The following is a 14500-nucleotide window of genomic DNA, read 5'->3' as shown; positions in this document are numbered from 1 at the left end:
GCACGGAAGAAGGTGCGCTCGATGACGAGTACGACCCCGGCGAACCTCACCGGCCAGCCCCTGCCCGCGACCGTCGGCGGCGTTGCAGGCGCTCCGTCCGCAGCCCGCGCGGCCGCGCTGGTAGCCCGCGTGACCGGAGGCGCCGACAACGCGCCCGTTCAGATGACCGCGCCTTTCACCGGGCAGCCGATCACCTCGCTCCCCCAGGCCGACGACGCCGAAGTACGCGCCGCCTTCGCCTCCGCCCGGGAGGCCCAGCGCGAGTGGGCAGCACTGTCGGTAGCCCGGCGGCAGCAGTTCCTCCTGCGCCTGCACGACCTGGTGCTCGCTCGCCAAGCGGAAGTCCTCGACCTGGTCCAGGTCGAGGCGGGCAAGGCCCGGATCGACGCGTTCGACGAGGTCAGCGCCACTGTCCTGGTCGCCGCTTACTACGGCAAGCACAGCGCGAAGATCCTCTCCCCGCGGCGCGCCCCCGGCGTGATCCCAGGCCTGACCCGAGCCGGCGAACTGCGGCACCCCAAGGGCGTCGTCGGAATCATCTCGCCCTGGAACTACCCGCTCGCGCTGACCGCGATGGACGTGTTCCCCGCGCTCGTCGCCGGAAACGCGGTGGTGCAGAAGCCGGACAACCAGACCGCGCTGTCCGCGCTGTGGCTGCAGGAATTGGCCGAAGAGGCCGGACTGCCGGCAGGCCTGTGGCAGATCGTGCTGGGCCGGGGCTCGCAGATCGGCGACGCGCTGCTGGAGGAATGCGACTACCTCTGCTTCACCGGCTCCACCCCGACCGGCAAGGACCTGGCGGGCCGGATCGCGCAGCGGCTCACCAGCTATTCGCTTGAGCTGGGCGGCAAGAACCCCATGATCGTGCTGCCGGACGCGGACATCGCCAAGGCCGCCGCGGGCGCGGTGACGGCGTGCTTCTCGTCGGCGGGCCAGCTGTGCGTGTCGGTGGAGCGGATCTACGTGCACGACAGCATCCGCGAGGAGTTCACGCGCGAATTCGTGGCGCGGACAGCTGCGCTCCGGCTCGGCGGCTCGCTGGACTACCACGCCGGGATGGGGTCGTTGACCTCGCAAAGCCAGCTGGAAACGGTGTCCGCGCATGTGGAAGACGCCCGGACGAAGGGCGCGCAGGTGCTGACCGGCGGACGGGCCCGGCCGGATCTCGGGCCGTTGTTCTACGAGCCGACAGTGCTGACGGACGTGCGGCCAGGGATGACGCCGTTCGCCTCGGAGACGTTCGGACCGGTGGTGTCGATCTACGGGTTCAGCGACGTCACGGACGCGATTGAGCGAGCGAACGACACCCCGTTCGGCCTGAACGCGAGCGTGTGGACGCGAAACGGCCGAGCTGGCTGGGAAGTCGGCGCACGGCTGAAGGCAGGCACCGTGAACGTCAACGAGGGTTACGCGGCGACCTTCGGAACAGTCGGCGTCCCCATGGGCGGCATGAAGGAATCCGGTGCCGGACGCCGCAACGGCGCTGAAGGCCTGCTGAAGTACACCGAACCGCAGTCGATCGCCGTACAGCGAGGGATGGGATTGCGGCCGCCCAAGGGAGTGCCGGGATCACTGTGGGCCCGTTTCATGACGGTGAGCATGAAACTCCTGCGGCGTCTGCCCGGCCGCTGAGGTGTCCGTGAGGGGAACCTTCGGGGTTCCCCTCACCGCCCCTTACTCGGGGACAGTGAGCAAGCCTCGGTCGTAAGCGATCGCGACGGCCTCTGCCCGGCGGCTCGCGCCCAGCTTCGCCATTACGCGGGACAAGTGCACGCTCACCGTCTTCTCGCTGATGTACAACTCCTCCCCCACCTGCCGGTTGGTCCGGCCGAGCGCGACGCGCTCCAGTACATCCCGTTCGCGATCGGTGAGCGGGTTCAGCTGCGGCCGTGCTGGTGCCGCCGCTTCAACCCCCGACAGCTCAACCCGTGCCCGATGCGCCAAATCCCGCACCGCATCCCGCAGCGGAACAGCCTCGAGCTTCACCGCGACCGAATGCGCCGCCTCCAACGCTTCCGCCGCACCAGGCCGTCCACTGGCCAGCAACGCTTCCGCCTGCCGCCATCGGCAGACCGCCTGTTCGTAGATCGCGCCGTAGGAATACGCCTCGGCCGCTTCCGCCCACAGGTCTGGATCCGCCGGGCCTTCCAGCGCAGACGCGGCGGCCTCCATCCGAGCCAGCCACGCCCGCCCTTCCCGCCCCATGGTCCCGGAGCGCGGATGCCCTTCGGCAGCACAACGCCGCCCGTGCTCCAACAGCCGACGACCCGCAGCCACAAAGCGGTCCGCCGCAGCTTGATCACCCTTGGCCCGAGCCTCAGCGGCCAACGCGGCAGCAGACGGGATCGCCAACGCCACGATCCGAATCCCGCCCAGCAGCGCGGTCTCGACCTTCTCCAGCCACTGCACCAGTTCCTCGGTGATCCGCAACGCCTCGGAATGCTCGCCGCGCCAGACCGCCAGCTCAATCGCGGCGTCCCCGGCCGCCAGCGCGATCTGCAGATCCGCCATCCACTGCTGCCGGAGCCGGGGCAACGCCTTGGCCGCCTCGTCGAACCGGCCGCGGCCCACCAGGAACAGCACCCAGTTGGCCAGAATCCGAGCAGCGACCGCGCTGGACACGCCTCGTCGCGCGCGCCCCGCGGCGTCCTCCTTCGGCCAGTCCCCGCTGAGGTAACGCAAGTAGAGCAACCGGGCGCGCAACTCCAGCCCGTACGTGCTCCAGGTAAGGCCGGTCTCCTCGGCTCGGGCGACTCCGCGTGCGGCGTGCGCGAGCGCGAGGTCCATTTCGGCCTGGTCGTCGTAGCTGAGGGCGAGGAAGTACATCGCGCGGATCTCAACGTTCAACGCACCCGCGTCGTGCGCCTTCTGTTCGGCTTCCCGCAAACGCTCGCGTGCCTCGACGGCGTCGCCCGCGCTGTCGGCCAGCGTGCCGAGCGTGACAAGCGCCGACGCCTCAGCCCCGACCGCACCGACGGCGCGTGCGTCAGCAACCGCGGTGTGCGCGCTGGCCAACGCCTCGGCGTGCTGGTCGCGCAACCGTTGGAACCCGGCCCGCGAAGCCAGCACCCAGGCCCGCGCACCGCTAGGTTCCCGCTCGGCGACCAGTTCCCAAGCGCGCTCGATCGCCTGGACTGCCTCGTCGAACGTGCCTTCCAGCGTGAGCAGCGTTTCGGCCAGCCGACGCCAGACCTTCGCCGCGTGCTCGGGCGACGCGTCCGGCTTGAGCGCTTCGGTCGCTGACCGCGCGTATGCCACCGCACGCTCGGGCTCGCCGGAAGTGCCAGCGAAGTACGAGGCCTCGCTGAGCAGCTTCAGCTCGTCGACGCCGTCGGGACGGTTTTCCGGGGCCACGGCGTCCCAAATGGACTGTGCTTGCTCGATGTGCCGCAGCGCCGCACCGGGTGCGCCGAGTTTTTCCGCTTCGTCCGCGGCCCGGAGCAACGCGGAGAGGGCGGTGTCGAAGTCCCGGCTTTCGAGACTGTGGAAGGCCAGCTTCGCGTCGTGGCCACGGCCCTGCGGCATCGACTGGATCCGCGCGGCGTATCCGGCGTGCATCCGCGTGCGCTCGCCGGGCAGCAGGTCCGCGTAGACCGCTTCCTGCAGCAAGGCGTGGCGGAAAGTGTAGAAACCGTGCTCGATGACGAGGACGTGGTGCTGCACGGCTTCTCGCAGGGCCTCGTCCAGCTCCAGGTCGCCGATGCCCGCCACTTGCGCGAGAGCGGCGTGCGAGACCGACTCGTTGGCGACCGAGATGACGCGGAGGACCCGGCGCGTCTCGGCGGGGAAGCGTTCCAGCCGGGCCAGGAGGACTTCGGCGAGCCCGGCGGGGAGATCTTGACAGTCGGCGCCCGTCGCGAGGAGTTCCTCGACGAAGAACGGATTGCCCTCGGACCGTTCGGCGATGTCCGCGACGACGTCCGGCGACAGCGGTTCTTCGGCCAGCGCCGCGACGAAAGCGCGCGCGTCGGCCGGCCCGAACGGGGCCAGCGCGACCTGTTCGACAGTGTTCAACCGGACCAGTTCGGACAGCAGACCGCGCAGCGGATGCCTGCGGTGGACGTCCTCCTCGCGATAGCTGCCGACGACCAGCAGCCGCTGCGCGCGCAGGCGGCTGAGCAGGAAGGACAGCAGATTGCGGGTGGAGGAATCCGCCCAGTGCAGGTCTTCGAGCAGCACGACCACCGGCTGCTCCTGGCCAACCTCGGTCAGCACCCCCAGCACCGCGTCGAACAACTGGAGCTGGCCAAGGTCCTGCTCAGGCCGCACCCGGCGAACGCCCTCGCGCTCCCCTTCGGACACCTGCCCGTGGTCTCCGGTCGCCGCCGGCTGCGGATCCCCGCCCTGCGGCAGCAGCATCCCCAGCGCGGACCGCGCCCGCACCGCGGCCGAAACCGCGGGATCAGCCGACGACCCGAGCGGAGCCAGCGCCTCGGCGAACGGCAGATACGGCAGACCGCCGTCGCGCACGTCGATGCACCGGCCGGTGAGCACGAGCCCGCCGCAGCCGGCGACGTGCTCCCCGAGCGCGGTGAGCAGGCGGGTTTTGCCGACCCCGGCGTCGCCCGCGATCAACACCGCACCTGCTTCTCCGCGTTCTGCGCGCGCGAAGGCCGCTCGCAGCCGCCGCATCTCTTGCGTACGGGCGACGAGCGGAATACCGGAACCGAGACGAGGCACGAGATGCATTCTCACCTACACCCCCGACAGTTCCGACATGGATTTCCTCGTGGCGGCCGGTTCGGCCAGTGATCTCCGTCCGATCGGCGGACGAAGGGTGTTCTGGGGCGTCTCTTGACGGCCGGTTCGGCCCGGGCGGATCGCCGCGAGCTCCCGGCGGAGAAGGGACCCGGCCGGTTCGCGGCGGCGGTTCGGGGCTGGATGCACCCAGCTCCACTTCGGCTGCGCGCGAGGCCTGGTACGCGATGCAGAGGTCTCTGAGGGGAACCTTGTGGGACTTTGGTTCCTTCAAGGAGTCCTTCACGGACTTCTGCGGGGGGCTTCGTTTTGGCGGGCATCTCGGGCCGGGTGCGACCGGCGGGCGGAGCAGAAGCTTCATCCCGGCAGGCATCGCGGGCCAGGTGCATCCGGCAGGCCGAGCGGAAGCTTCACCCCGGCAGGCATCGCGAGGCGGGCGCGTCCGACAGGCGGAGCAGAAGCTTCACCCCGGCAGGCATCTCGGGCCGGATGCGACCGGCAGGCGGAGCAGAAGCTTCACCCCGGCAACCGTCGCGGGCCAGGCGCGTCCGGCGGACGGAGCGGCCGAACCGGAAACCGTGTCCCGGCCCGTCCGCCCCGCCCGACCCCCTTACCGTCCCTGACCCGGGCCCGGGGCTCAGGCGCTATGTCGCGCCCGGGCCTCCGGTACCGTCGCCGTCCGCCTTTGCTGGCGGGGCACCTCGACGTTCGTGATGCGGTGTGCTCGCACCCAGCGGACCACCCGGTTGCCGCGGCTCAGGCGGGCCTGGCGGGCGGCGCGGCGCAGTTCGGCCATCCGGTAGTCGACCTCGGCGCGGGTGGCGTCCCAGTTGTAGTCGCTCATTTTCTTCTCCCCAGCGGGTCGTGGTTCCTTGACGAAGACCACTTTCGCGCTGAGGGCCCCTGCCGGACATCAGGTGATCGCCTACGCCCGGACGCGAAAAGACCCCTTACCCGCGCTTTCGACTAGGGAACTCCAGGTCGAGCTGGGTAAGGGGTCTTAGTGCAGCGATCAGTCGAGCGAACGGGTCAAGCCTGTCCCCGGCCGCGCACCGCGTCCAGCAGCGCCTGCCACCCGGCGGCGGGCAGGCGGAACGCCCCGCCTTCCGGGTCTTTCGAATCGCGCACCGCGGCGCCGCCTGCGACGAAGGCGACCTCGACGCAGTCGTTGCCGCCGCCGCTGTAGCTGCTCTTGCGCCACTGGGCACCGGAAAGGTCGGCCATCATGGTCCCCACATCCTCACTGTCTCGGGTTGGTGTTCCTCGGTTCCTGAACCGCGGCGGCCCGTTCGGCGAACCGGCCGGCCGCGTCGGTGATCAGAGCCACCGAATCGTCCGGTTTCAGCGCTGCTGCGCGCAGGTGGTCGAACATCAGCGCGTAGCGCCGGACGTCTTCGGGCTGTTCGAGGTACAGGCCGCTGGAAGTGCTGTCGTCGACGTAGACCACGTCGGGATCGGCCTGCTCGGGGAAGCCCATGATGAGGAACGGTCCCTCCATGCCGGGGTGCGCCCCGGCTCCGAACGGCACCACCTGGACGGTCACGTTCGGCTTCTCGGCCATCGTGCTCATCCGGTACAGCTGTTCGGCCATCACCTCGGCGCTGTCGACCACGCGGTGCAGCACCGCCTCGTCGATCACCGCCCAGTACTCGACCGGCGGGTCGTCGGCCAGCAGCTGCTGGCGCGCCATCCGCGCGGCGACCCGGCGGCGGGTCTCGGCCTCTTCGGCGTCCGGGCGCAGGGCGCGGATCACCGAGAACGCGTAGCGCTCGGTCTGCAGCAGCCCCGGGACCAGCAGCGCCTGGAACGCGCGCAGCGAACTCGCGTCGGCTTCGAGGCCGACGAAGGTGCCGGTGAAGACTTCGTTGTACGCGTGCCACCAGCCGCGTTTACGCGCTTCGCGCGCCAGCTGGACGAGCGCTTCCTGCCCGTCGCCGGTGATGCCGTACAGCGCGAGCATGTCCCTCGCGTCGCGCGGGGTGACGCCGACGTGGCCGGTCTCGATCCGGCTCACTTTGGACGCCGAGCACTCCAGCTTTTCGCCGACCTCGTCGATAGTGAGATCGGCGGCTTCGCGCAGCCTTCGCAGCTCGCTCGCGAGGCGCCGGCGGCGAACGGTCGGTCCCTGGCCTCTCGCCACGGCAGCACCTCCGGTCCGTATTGTTGCCCGCACTGCATATCTAACCAGGTGATCGACTTGTCAGTGGAGTAATAACACCGGGGAATTCCCACTGTCGAGGCGGGAGCCGCCGGTCACCGGTTCCGACCTGCATTGTGCAGAGTGCGCTTGTACTCTGGCATCCTGCGGGCCGAGACGCGAATCCAGCCGCGCCGACGGCCCTGAGCAGCGTAGACGACGGTCGTCCTCGACTATTCGCGGACACCGGCCGAATACGACGACCAGGTGTCCGGGGCCGCCCCCCGACCGGTCCCGGGCACCTTCCTTCGCCTCGCGGGTATTACTCAAACGTGTTTTCCCGCGCAATTTCGCCACGAGAGCGTGGCAGTTTCCGGCGATTTCCTTGCAGACAGCCACTCTGAGTGGTCGCCGACGGGGCAGAGGTCCTTATCGGACCCGCAGCAGTCCTTCTTGGACCACGGTGGCGACAAGGAGGCCGTCGCGGGTGAAGAACCGGCCGGTGGCCAGTCCGCGGGCGCCCGAGGCGCTCGGTGACGTGCTGTCGTAGAGGAACCACTCGTCTGCCCGGAATGGACGGTGGAACCACAACGCGTGGTCGAGGCTCGCGCCGAGCACCTTGTCGACGTCCCAGTACACGCCGTGCCGCGCGAGCACCGAATCGAGCAGCGTCATGTCCGAGGCGTAGGCGAGCACGCAGACGTGCAGCAGCTGGTTGTCGGCCAGGGTTCCGTCGGCGCGCATCCAGACCCGGTGGCGGGTGGGGCGTTCGCCGGTGGTGCGGGTGACCCACGGCGGCTCGCCGATGTAGCGGATGTCGATCGGCCGCGGGACCTCGCTGAAGCGCAGGCCGTAGCCGGCGGTCAGCTCGGGGAAGGTCGGCAGCGTCTCCGGGGCGGGCACGTCCTCGGGCATCGGCTCGGCGTGGTCGATGCCCGGCTCGTCCTTCTGGAACGACGCGGACAGCGAGAAAATCGCCTTGCCGTGCTGGACCGCGACCACGCGCCGGGTGGTGAACGAGCGGCCGTCGCGGATGCGGTCCACTTCGTACACGATCGGGACGCTCGGGTCGCCGCCGCGGATGAAGTACGCGTGCAGCGAATGGACCCGCCGCTCCTCCGGGACGGTCCGTCCCGCCGCGACGAGCGCCTGCCCGGCGACCTGTCCGCCGAACACGCGCACCGACGAGTGCGCGGGCGAGACGCCGCGGTAGATGTTCTCTTCGATCTTCTCCAGGTCCAGCAGCGCGACGAGCTTGTCCAGCACCGGCTGCCCGCCGCCACCGGTGCTCGCGTCGAGTCCGGTGGCGGCTTTCCTGGCCATCTCAGTCATGCCGGAACCTTATGCAACCGAGGTCCGGCACGTCCCTTATGCGTGGTCGTCTTCACCGAGCCGGTGGACGTGGATCAGGTTGGTCGACCCGACGGTCCCGGGCGGGGAGCCCGCGACGATCACCACGAGGTCGCCGCGCTGGTACTTGCCCATTTCGAGCATCGCGTGGTCGACCTGCTGGATCATCTGGTCGGTGGAGTCCACGCGCGGCACGATCTGCGTCGTGGTGCCCCAGGTGAGCGCCAGCTGGCTGCGGACGCTCTGCTCCGGCGTGAACGCCATCAGCGGCAGCCGCGTGTGCAGCCGCGCGAGGCGGCGCACGGTGTCGCCGGACTGCGTGAACGCGACCAGCGCCTTGGCGTTGAGCCGCTCGCCGATGTCGCGGGCGGCGTAGGAGATCACGCCCCGCTTGGTGCGCGGCACGTGCGACAGCGGCGGCACGACCGGCGAATCCGTCTCGACGGCCTCGACGATCCGGCCCATCGTCTGGACCGTTTCGATCGGGTACCGGCCGACGCTCGTCTCGCCGGACAGCATCACCGCGTCCGCGCCGTCGAGGACCGCGTTCGCGACGTCGGACGCCTCGGCGCGGGTCGGGCGGGAGTTGTTGATCATCGACTCCAGCATCTGCGTGGCGACGATGACCGGCTTCGCGTTCTCGCGGCAGATCTGGATGGCGCGCTTCTGCACCAGCGGGACCTGCTCGAGCGGCAGTTCGACGCCGAGGTCGCCGCGGGCGACCATCACCGCGTCGAAGGCCAGCACGATGGCCTCGAGGTTGTAGACCGCCTCGGGCTTCTCGATCTTCGCGACGACCGGCAGGCGTCCCTTGCCCACCCGGTCCATGACCTGGTGCACCAGGTCGATGTCGGCGGGCGAGCGCACGAAGGACAGCGCGATGAAGTCGACGCCCAGCTGCAGCGCGAACTCCAGGTCCTCGATGTCCTTCTCGGACAGCGCGGGCACCGAGACGTCCATCCCGGGCAGCGACACGCCCTTGTTGTTGCTGACCGGGCCGCCCTCGGTCACCTCGCACACGACGTCCTGGCCCTCGACGTCCTTGACCACCAGGCCGACCTTGCCGTCGTCGACCAGCAGCCGGTCGCCCGGCTTGGCGTCCTTGGCGAGTCCCTTGTAGGTGGTCGAGACCCGGTCGTGGGTTCCGGCGACGTCCTCGACGGTGATCCGGACGACGTCCCCGGTGTGCCATTCCGCCGATCCGCTGGCGAACGTGCCCAGCCGGATCTTCGGTCCCTGCAGGTCGGCGAGGATCCCCACCGCCCGGCCGGTTTCGGCGGCCGCGGACCGGACCAGGTCATAGACCTGCTTGTGGTCGCTGTGGCTGCCGTGGCTGAAGTTCATCCTCGCGACGTCCATCCCGGCGTCGACGAGTGCCCGCATCTTCTCCGGCGTGGAGGTCGCGGGACCCAATGTACAAACGATCTTCGCGCGTCGGCTCACGTCCGGAGAGCCTAGTCGCTTGGGCCGCTCGCGTCTGTACCGATCCCGAAACTCCGGGGGAAGAACACGGGAAGGATTCAGTTCCGGGCACCGGCGTGCGCTGGGCGACCGCGCCGCGCGCGGGCACCCGGAATCACCCGAACGGGGGAGGCCGGGTTCAGCGCCGCGGTTTCTCGCTCGGACCCACGTGGTCGCGTGCCCATTCGTTGAACTTCCGCAGCTGGCGCCACGATTTCCGCACCCGGTCGAAGGTCTCGCGCTCGTGCAGGAAGTCGTCCGGCTCCCAGGCGCGGACGGCGTACACCGAACGGTGCCGCAGCAGGTCGAGGCGCGGATGGTCCTCGGCGAACCCGCGCGGTTTGGACTTCAGCCGGTCGCCGAGAATTTCCCAGCCCGCCTTGCGCAGGCTCGCGAGGATCTTCTCCAGCGCGGGCCCGTGCAGTTCGGTGTCGACCGCCGTGCGGTAGCGGGCCAGCTGGTCCGAGGCCAGGTGGAAGCAGCCGCCGCCGACGCGCAGCCCGGCCGGGCCCACCTCGACGTAATACGCTCCCCCGCCGCGGCCGGACTCGATCACGCCGCCGCAGTGCGTTTTGTACGGCGTCTTGTCCTTGGCGAACCGCACGTCGCGATACGGCCGGAACACCTTCGCCTCGCCGAAGCCCGCGCCGAACTCCGGCTCCAGTTCGGCCAGCAGCGCCTCCATCGGAGCCCGGACGTGCTCCTTGTAGATCGCGACGTGGTCGTCCCAGTAGGCCTTGGTGTTGTCCGCGAGCAGCCCGTCGTAGAACTCGACGGCGTGCTCCCCGAATCCGCTGAACTTCACCCGCAGCACGATAAACCGGGGCACCGACAGAATCGGCGCCCCGGCGGTATCGAGCTCGACTACTTGGCGAGCGCGGTGATCAGTTCGCCGTTCGAGGTGTCCCCGGACAGCTCCCAGAAGAAAGTGCCGCCGAGGCCCTGCGACCTCGCGTACGACGTCTTGCCCGCGATGGTCGACGGGGTGTCGTAGCTCCACCAGTTCGAACCGCACTTGGCGTACGCGGTGCCCGCGACGGTTCCGGTCGCCGGGCAGCTCGTCTTGAGGATCTTGTAGTCCTCGATGCCCTGTTCGTACTTGCCGGGAGCCGGTCCGGTAGCGGTGCCGCCCGGCGCGCTCTGCGTGACGCCGGTCCAACCGCGGCCGTAGAAACCGATGCCCAGCAACAGTTTTGACGCCGGGACACCCTTGGTCTTGAGCTTCTGGATGGCGGCATCCGAGTAGAAGCCCTGCGTCGGCAGGCCGTTGTACGACGTGAGCGGCGAGTGCGGCGCGGTCGGGCCTTGCGCGGCCCAGCCGCCGAAGAAGTCGTACGTCATCACGTTGTACCAGTCGACATACTGCGCGGCGCCAGCGTAATCGGTGGCGTCGAGCTTGCCGCCGTTGCTGCCGTCCGCGGTGATCGCGGCGGTGACGAGCTTCGACGAGCCGAACTTCCCTCGCACTGCCGCGAGCAGCTTCTTCAACGCGTCGGGGCCGCTGGTGTCACACGTGAGGCCGCACGCGTTCGGGTATTCCCAGTCGAGGTCGATGCCGTCGAACAACCCGGCCCAACGCTTGTCGTTGACGAGGTTGTAGCAGGAGTTCGCGAAGGCTTCCGGGTTCTTCGCGGCCTGCCCGAAGCCGCCGGACCAGGTCCAGCCGCCGAACGACCAGATGATCTTCAACCCGGGATGCTTGGCCTTGAGCTTCTTGAGCTGGTTGAAACTGCCCGCGAGCGGCTGGTCCCAGGTGTCGGCGACGCCGTCGACGCTGCCTGCCGCGTCGTAGGTCTTCTGGTAGTCGGCCCAGGCGTCGCCGATCGCGCAGCCGCCGTTGGTGACGTTGCCGAAGGCGAAGTTGATGTGCGTGAGCTTGTTCGCCGAGCCGGACGTCTCGATGTTCTTCACGTGGTAGTTGCGGTCGTAGATGCCCCAGTCGGTGAAGTAGCCGACCACTTTCCCGGCCGCGGCCTCGGTTCTCGCGGGCGCGGCCGTCGAAGCGGCGGGGACGAGCGCGGCCGCGGCGGCGAACGCCGCGGTCGCCAGGCCGGCCAGTGCCAGCAGGCGTTTTCTGCGCAAGCGAAGCATCGTTGCTCCCTTCAGGAGTCACCGTCGGTGACGAAGCGGTAACGGTGGGGACGAATGCACCGTAAGTGGACTAGACCACCAGGTCAATGGTTTAGACCACAAACCGGACATTCGGCGGTACTCGCATTCCTTGACAGGCATATGCCCCGCGAGGCAGATTTCCGGGGTGATGCAGACCTTCGACGTGCTGGCCGAACCCCGCCGCCGCGCGCTGCTGGACCTGCTGCTCGAAGGCGAGCGGTCGGTCGGCGAGCTGGTGGCCGAACTGCGGCTCAGCCAGCCCGCCGTGTCCAAGCACCTGCGCGTGCTGCGCGAGGCGGGGCTGGTGACCGTGCGGGTGTCCGCGCAGCGCCGCTGCTACCGGCTGCGCGCCGAACCGCTGGCCGAAGTGGACGCGTGGCTCGCGCCCTACCGGCAGTTCTGGGCGGACCGGCTCGACGCGCTCGAACAGCGGCTGGACGAAACCGAGTGAGGAGCACGCCGTGATCCGAGTGGACGGCCGGACCCTGCGCTGCGCCGACGTGGTCGCGGCGGCGCGCACCGAGGGCCCGCTGGCGATCGACGTGTCCATCGCCGCGATGCGCGCCGCCGAGCATTCGTGGAAGCTGGCCGAGGACCTGAGCACCCGGCGAGTGGTCTACGGCCGCACCACCGGCGTCGGCGCGAACAAGGACGACGCGGTGGACGAGCCCGCCGAGCACGGCCTCCGCCTGCTGCGCAGCCACGCCGGCGGCAGCGGCGACCTCCTGCCGGAAAGCCAGATCCGCGCGATGCTGCTGATCCGGCTCAACCAGCTGCTGACCGGCCGGTCCGGAATCAGCCCGGAGCTGATCGGCGCGCTCGCCGAAGCCGTCCGCACCGGCGCGCTGCCCGTGGTGCACCGGCTGGGCGCGATCGGCACCGGTGACCTCGCGCCGCTCGCGGAAACCGCGCTCGCGTTGGCCGGGGAACGCGAGTGGGCGATCGGTGCGGTGCCACCGGTTCCGGTGCACGCGGGCGACGCGTTGGCGTTCATGAGCAGCAACGCCGCAACGCTCGCCGAAGCGACTCTCGCCGCGATGAGCCTGGACACGCTCACCCGCGCGAGCCACGCCGTCGCCGCACTCACGTACGTGGCTCTCGACGGCAACCCCGAGGCGTACGCAACGCCTGTGCACGAAGCACGTCCGCACGCCGGGCAGGTGGCGTGTGCGGCTGAGATGCGTCGGCTGTTGGGCATGCACGGCACGCCTAAGCCGGGGCGTCGGCTTCAGGATCCCTTCGGGTTGCGCGCTTTTCCTCAGGTGCAAGGCCCTGCGCTGGACGCGATCCACTATCTGCGGGATGTGCTCGCGGTGGAAATCAATGCCAGCACGGAAAATCCGATGATCTCTACGGTGCACGGCGATGCGTACCACCACGCGCACTTCCACACCGCGTACGTCTCGACCGCGCTCGACCAAGCCCGCGCGACGGTGCATCAGGTCGCGGAGCTGTCTGTGGCGCGGTTGGGCGACTTGGTGGAACCGGAATTCACCGGGCTGCGGCCGTTTCTCGCGGTCGGGCCGCCGGGGAGTTCCGGGGTGATGATCCTGGAGTACGTCGCGCACGACGCGCTCACCGAACTGCGGCAGGCGGCGCTGCCGGCGACGCTCGGGACCGCGGTGGTGTCGCGCGGGATCGAGGACCACGCAAGCTTCTCGACCCAGGCCGCGCGGGCTGCCACGGCGGCTGCGGCCGCGTATCGGCAGGTGCTGGCGTGCGAGCTGGTGGCGGCGGTGCGAGCGCTGCGGATCCGGAAGGCGGAACTGGTGGATCTGCCGGTACGAGCGGCTTTCGCGGCTGCGGTGGAGGTGTTGGACGAGCGGTTGGAGGATCGGCCGTTGACCGAGGACATCGCGAAGGCAGCTGGGGTTCTGGACGAGCTGGCGCGGATCTGACCGCTCGGCCATACCCCGCGTTTCGCGATGTCCAGTACCAGCGCGGCGATGTTCCACCGCGTCGTCGTCGCCGCGATGGTGACGGCCTTCTAGCGGAAGACCCGCTACGGCAAGGGCTTGTGCCATTCCCAGGCGACGACGCAGGCCGTAGGCCACGGTGAACGCCGCCTTCGCGTTGGTGTGCCGTCCATCGAACGGGTACTCGGTGCCGGTGTGGCGGCATTGCCGGGCGAACTGATTGCGGTCGTAGTCTCCGAGCTGGCCCACGGACCAGTATCCGGTGCTTGGCCGCACGCTCGCCCGCACGCAGATCGACGACCGTCAGCCCGATCTCGATGATCTGGCCGGCAGCGGTTGCTTCTCCCAGCAGGTCGCACCGACATCGACCACGTTCAGGAGGTCCGGCCAGCTGTCCATTCCAACGAGTGTAGAAACCGACGTCCGCCGGGGCACCCGAGTTTTCCGGCGGCGGAACCGACCACAGTGGACACTCAGCCGTCCGCCAAAGCGTCCCGCCGCAAAGCCGTGAACAACTCCTCCGCCCGTCCCCGATCCCGGGCCGCAGCAGCACAGTCACCTCGACGCTCTGACAGGCCAGCGTGCGCGGAGCTCACCCGGGCGATCAGGTACGGCGAAGCCATCCGTTCAGCCAGCGAGCGCGCTTCCTCAAGGCTCTCCTCCGCCGAGGAAAAGGCCCCGCACCGAAGAAAAGCAAGACCCTGCACCCGGAAAGCATCCGTACGGGCAAGGATGTGGTCGATGTGCTCAGTACAAGCAACAGCCTCCGCCGCAGTCTCCCCGGCGGCAACCGGATCGCCAGCCGCCAGTTGGGCTTCGGCGAGGA

The 14500-nt window shown here is 69.4% G+C and carries 11 protein-coding genes; 3 read left to right on the top strand and 8 right to left on the bottom strand.

Going from position 1 to position 14500, the window contains the following annotated elements:
- The first annotated feature begins 21 nt into the window (after positions 1-21).
- The gene (locus tag ACZ7OI_RS29690) at positions 22-1632 is read left to right on the top strand and encodes a succinic semialdehyde dehydrogenase (RefSeq protein ID WP_470267427.1); all 1611 of its coding nucleotides are present in this window, start codon (positions 22-24) and stop codon (positions 1630-1632) included.
- Between the two features lie 42 nt (positions 1633-1674).
- Here the strand turns inward: ACZ7OI_RS29690 and ACZ7OI_RS29685 are convergent, their stop codons facing one another.
- From ACZ7OI_RS29685 to ACZ7OI_RS29650, 8 genes are all read right to left on the bottom strand, one after another.
- Entirely contained in the window at positions 1675-4689 is a 3015-nt protein-coding gene (locus tag ACZ7OI_RS29685; protein WP_470267426.1) for a helix-turn-helix transcriptional regulator, read from the bottom strand.
- A gap of 646 nt (positions 4690-5335) precedes the next feature.
- On the bottom strand, positions 5336-5542 hold the full coding sequence (locus tag ACZ7OI_RS29680; protein WP_370939002.1) for a hypothetical protein: 207 nt from the start codon (positions 5540-5542) through the stop codon (positions 5336-5338).
- A 185-nt stretch (positions 5543-5727) separates the two neighbouring features.
- Positions 5728-5925 (bottom strand): DUF397 domain-containing protein, encoded by a 198-nt coding sequence (locus ACZ7OI_RS29675; protein ID WP_470267631.1) that lies wholly within the window; start codon positions 5923-5925, stop codon positions 5728-5730.
- A gap of 13 nt (positions 5926-5938) precedes the next feature.
- Positions 5939-6838, bottom strand: coding sequence for a helix-turn-helix domain-containing protein (locus ACZ7OI_RS29670; RefSeq protein ID WP_470267425.1), 900 nt, complete (start codon positions 6836-6838; stop codon positions 5939-5941).
- 426 nt (positions 6839-7264) lie between these two features.
- Positions 7265-8167: an acyl-CoA thioesterase II gene (gene tesB, locus ACZ7OI_RS29665; protein WP_470267424.1), complete on the bottom strand. Its 903-nt coding sequence runs from the start codon at positions 8165-8167 to the stop codon at positions 7265-7267.
- 36 nt (positions 8168-8203) lie between these two features.
- Positions 8204-9628 carry a pyruvate kinase gene (pyk, locus tag ACZ7OI_RS29660; RefSeq protein WP_470267423.1) on the bottom strand — a complete coding sequence of 475 codons (1425 nt, stop codon included), beginning with the start codon at positions 9626-9628 and terminating at the stop codon, positions 8204-8206.
- 157 nt (positions 9629-9785) lie between these two features.
- Positions 9786-10451 carry a DUF2461 domain-containing protein gene (locus ACZ7OI_RS29655; RefSeq protein WP_470267422.1) on the bottom strand — a complete coding sequence of 222 codons (666 nt, stop codon included), beginning with the start codon at positions 10449-10451 and terminating at the stop codon, positions 9786-9788.
- Positions 10452-10510: 59 nt separating this feature from the next.
- A complete protein-coding gene (locus ACZ7OI_RS29650) occupies positions 10511-11737 on the bottom strand; it encodes a glycoside hydrolase family 18 protein (protein WP_470267421.1) in 1227 nt (408 codons plus the stop codon).
- Positions 11738-11906: 169 nt separating this feature from the next.
- Here ACZ7OI_RS29650 and ACZ7OI_RS29645 point away from each other — a divergent pair, with 169 nt between their 5' ends.
- Together ACZ7OI_RS29645 and ACZ7OI_RS29640 are read left to right on the top strand one after the other, a co-directional pair.
- Positions 11907-12209, top strand: a complete 303-nt coding sequence (locus ACZ7OI_RS29645; protein WP_182890918.1) for an ArsR/SmtB family transcription factor — start codon at positions 11907-11909, stop codon at positions 12207-12209.
- A gap of 10 nt (positions 12210-12219) precedes the next feature.
- Entirely contained in the window at positions 12220-13656 is a 1437-nt protein-coding gene (locus ACZ7OI_RS29640) for an aromatic amino acid ammonia-lyase (RefSeq protein WP_470267420.1), read from the top strand.
- Positions 13657-14500 lie beyond the last annotated feature (844 nt).

Source organism: Amycolatopsis sp. NPDC114503 (assembly GCF_055633655.1).
This window is presented reverse-complemented; position numbering and strand designations above follow the sequence as displayed.

Coding starts and splice junctions, on each gene's coding strand:
- ACZ7OI_RS29685 (WP_470267426.1), bottom strand. CDS start 4,689: ATGCATCTCGTGCCTCGTCTCGGTTCCGGTATTCCGCTCGTCGCCCGT.
- ACZ7OI_RS29675 (WP_470267631.1), bottom strand. CDS start 5,925: ATGATGGCCGACCTTTCCGGTGCCCAGTGGCGCAAGAGCAGCTACAGC.
- tesB (WP_470267424.1), bottom strand. CDS start 8,167: ATGACTGAGATGGCCAGGAAAGCCGCCACCGGACTCGACGCGAGCACC.
- ACZ7OI_RS29650 (WP_470267421.1), bottom strand. CDS start 11,737: ATGCTTCGCTTGCGCAGAAAACGCCTGCTGGCACTGGCCGGCCTGGCG.
- ACZ7OI_RS29680 (WP_370939002.1), bottom strand. CDS start 5,542: ATGAGCGACTACAACTGGGACGCCACCCGCGCCGAGGTCGACTACCGG.
- ACZ7OI_RS29690 (WP_470267427.1), top strand. CDS start 22: ATGACGAGTACGACCCCGGCGAACCTCACCGGCCAGCCCCTGCCCGCG.
- ACZ7OI_RS29645 (WP_182890918.1), top strand. CDS start 11,907: ATGCAGACCTTCGACGTGCTGGCCGAACCCCGCCGCCGCGCGCTGCTG.